Annotated in this window: 3 protein-coding genes; all 3 read right to left on the reverse strand. The window is 23.8% G+C overall.

The features are described 5' to 3' along the window. Positions 1-766: hypothetical protein (locus tag ACIQ56_RS15835; protein WP_397602006.1), on the reverse strand; the 766-nt coding region annotated here is incomplete at its 3' end. A gap of 490 nt (positions 767-1,256) precedes the next feature. Then, entirely contained in the window at positions 1,257-2,294 is a 1,038-nt protein-coding gene (locus ACIQ56_RS15840; protein ID WP_397602007.1) for a hypothetical protein, read from the reverse strand. Positions 2,295-2,441: 147 nt separating this feature from the next. Then, positions 2,442-3,089, reverse strand: a complete 648-nt coding sequence (locus tag ACIQ56_RS15845; protein ID WP_397602008.1) for a hypothetical protein — start codon at positions 3,087-3,089, stop codon at positions 2,442-2,444. Positions 3,090-3,360 lie beyond the last annotated feature (271 nt).

Below are 3,360 nucleotides of genomic sequence, written 5' to 3' on the forward strand. Positions count from 1 at the left end.
GTTTTATTATATTCTCTTTTTTCCTCTCTAATTCTAGAATTTCATCTTTTTTCTTTTTATCATTTTCTTGAATATCAATAAACTCTTTAAAATTTAACTTTTTTAAACCTGTTTTTTCTGAATCTGTAGAACCTAATATTAAAATATTTTCCCTATCTTTTTCATCCATTTCTTTTAATTTTGATATAAGAATTGGTATGATTATAACTTCATTAGGATATATTAAATCACCTTTGGTTGGTTTTTTGTTAGGATTTAATTCTAAGGTTTTTAAAAGATTTCCATTCTTACCATAAATAGGGGAGGCTCCATATTTTTTGAGTAATATACTAATCATGTCCCCTTTTACAACATTATGTTCAATGTAGACATAGCCTTCAGGTAAATCAGTTAAATTTTCAAGTGAACCATCTTTAAAATGAATTGATGTGCTAAATTCATATTTATTTAGATTGATCTCATAAGAATTATTTTGAACTCCGCTCATTTTATTCTTTGGTAAAATTACTATTTCACCTGGATAAATAAGATGATTATTTCTTTTTCTTTTATTATTATTTAGCTTTATAAATTCTTCAATGCTTCCTGTTTTACCATAAATTGGCCTTAAATTTTTTTTAATCAATATGGATTCAATAGTATCATTCTTTTGAATTTTATAATTTTCATAATTATTTTCTTCAGAATATGCTTTAGGAATAAAAATATAATTGCATATAATAAACAAAATTATATATAAATAATATATGAATTTATTTTTAATCAATTATATTTTTCCTTATAATTCTTAAAAACCTTATTTATTTCGGAATGTTTGCCTTAAAATTTAAATTTTGTGTTAAATATGTCATTTTTCAAGATTAGGAAAATTTAATCCCATTATTAATTCAATTAAATTTAATTTTAAATTTATAAGAACCATGTAAATTTTTCTTAGTCATAAAAATGTTCCTAATTTTTTAATTTCAATAAAATAGATAAAATTATGTTAAATTGTCAAAATTATTAAGAGTAAATTTAAAAAAAATTAGGGTAAAGATTATTTTAAAGAAAAATTCATTTATTTATTCAAAAGAAAAAATACCATTTAATATTATATGATTTTTGCAGCATATTAAAAGATAACCATAACCGAAATTTTTAGTATAAAACACAACAAAATAACCCTATGTTTCTAGGGTATTCGTTTTTTTAAGTTCTTGTGCAGCAACGGGAAATGGCTTTAATGGAGCTATTGGTATTGCTTGGTAATGTATTTATTGCGGTAAATATGCAGACAATCGTAATAGAATTCCAATTTCAGTATAATCAAAAGTAACAGGTGGAATATTTGTTATATATCTTGAATAATGTAATCGCGCTCTCACTTCCCAATCCTTTGTTTCATAACTGGAAATAAGAGCAGCTTCGTAGCCTGTCCCAATTTGTGAAGCATATATTTCATTATTAAAAGGGGTATTTATTAAAAAGGCGGCTTCTCCATGAAATTTTAAATTTTCAAAATTTAGAAAAGTATATCCGCCCAATGCTTTTAATTTTGCAGTTGCCATTTTTTCTACTTGCATTGTGTTTGTATTTATAGCTCTAAACAAAAGCTCATCACCATATCCATACTCAACGTTTCCATATAAATCGGGTAGGAAGTAATATTTAACACCTAAAATATATTTTGTAAGACGAATAATATCATCACCTATAACAACAGAAGTATCGGATTGCATTATTTGAGATATCCCAAAATTAATTCCAAAATAGGATTGAAAATTTGGTGTCCATTTTTGAATTAAACCGCCTTCTGTAATTATCATAGGTCTAGAAAGAAGTGTTGCAGAGGTTCCATTGTCATTGTCTTTTTCAATTAGTCTTAGGTATTTTACTCCACCTTCAACATAAACCATATGATTGCTATTTTTATTATCTTCGAGGTTTTCTTTATTTGAATTATTTTCTGGATTTTTAGTTTTTGAAATATCTTCTAAACAAATAACTTCTCCTTCTTTAAATGTAGGATTATTTATTTTTATATTTGGATTTAAAGAAAGAGTTTGATTAAAAGATCCATTTATTCCATAAAGCGGAGTTCTTTTTTGGGCTATTAAAATTTCAATTAAGCTTTCTCCTTCTTTTGTTTTATATTCTAGGCATTTTAAATTGGGAACGATCTCATTCTGAAGGTTACGTTTTATTTTATTGTCTGTAATATTATTTTCATTTATTTGATTTTTTCTTGTATTTATTTGTTTATTATCTCTAATAATTTGTTCGTGAGGACTTTCTTTATTTTCAATTGGCACATATTTTTCTTTATTGATAATTGGGTTTAATTTATAATCTATTTTTAAATTTTCACTTTCACTTTCACTTTCACTTTCACTTTTACTTTTACTTTTACTTTTACTTTCACTTTAACTTTTACTTTTACTTTTACTTTTACTTTCACTTTAACTTTTACTTTCATTTGAATTATTTGTTTTATTCAATATATTATTACCTTCTTCAGACTTAGCATTGATTAAGTTGTTTTTTAATGGAAGGCATAGATTGCTATTTATTTTTAAATTTTTAATATCTTTTTCTGTAAATGAATTTATTTTTAATGTTGTTTCTAATGAGCCGCTTTTTCCAAAAATTGGATATAGTTTTTTCTCTCTAAGTATTGTGAATAAAGTATCACCTTTATTAATTGTATAATTTTGGCAATTATTCGGAGTTAAATTATTTTTTTTATGAAATTCTTTAAAATTATTTTGTATTTTTAAACTTACATTATCATCGTCAATATTTTTATTCTCATTTGTTTTTAAATTAGATGAATTATTGTTTTTTTGAGGAAGACAGATGATATCTCCTTTATAAACTAAATTTTTATTCTTATTTGAATTTTTACTCTGCAATTTATAAGTTTTTGCAAGAGATCCTTCTTTTCCAAAAATAGGATATAAAGAGTGTTTTTTAAGGATAAAGACAATATTTTCATTTTCTAATACAGTATATTTCTGGCAATTATTTTCGCTATTTAATTCTTCTGATTTTATGGATTTGGAACAATACAAAGTCAGTATAACAGTAATAAAAATTAAAAATTTCATTTTTATAGGATGCAAGCTTTTCAAAATACAATTCTTTCTGTCTAAATATGAACTATAGGTATTCGGAAAGTTACAATTTTTTTACATTTTTAGTTTTTATTTATTCAAAATTTTGATAGAGGTAAATTATTTTCCTACTTAAAAAAATATTAGGAAATATTTATATTGTTTTAACAATAAAGAATGGTTTAAAAAATGTCAGAAAAATTGAGTGAATCTTTAATAATGAAAGCCCTTGATTGGGCTTATGAAAAAGCAACATCAAATGCTT

Source organism: Silvanigrella sp., from assembly GCF_044369315.1.
Taxonomy (GTDB): Bacteria; Bdellovibrionota_B; Oligoflexia; order Silvanigrellales; family Silvanigrellaceae; genus Silvanigrella.

Coding starts and splice junctions, on each gene's coding strand:
- ACIQ56_RS15845 (WP_397602008.1), bottom strand. CDS start 3,089: ATGAAATTTTTAATTTTTATTACTGTTATACTGACTTTGTATTGTTCC.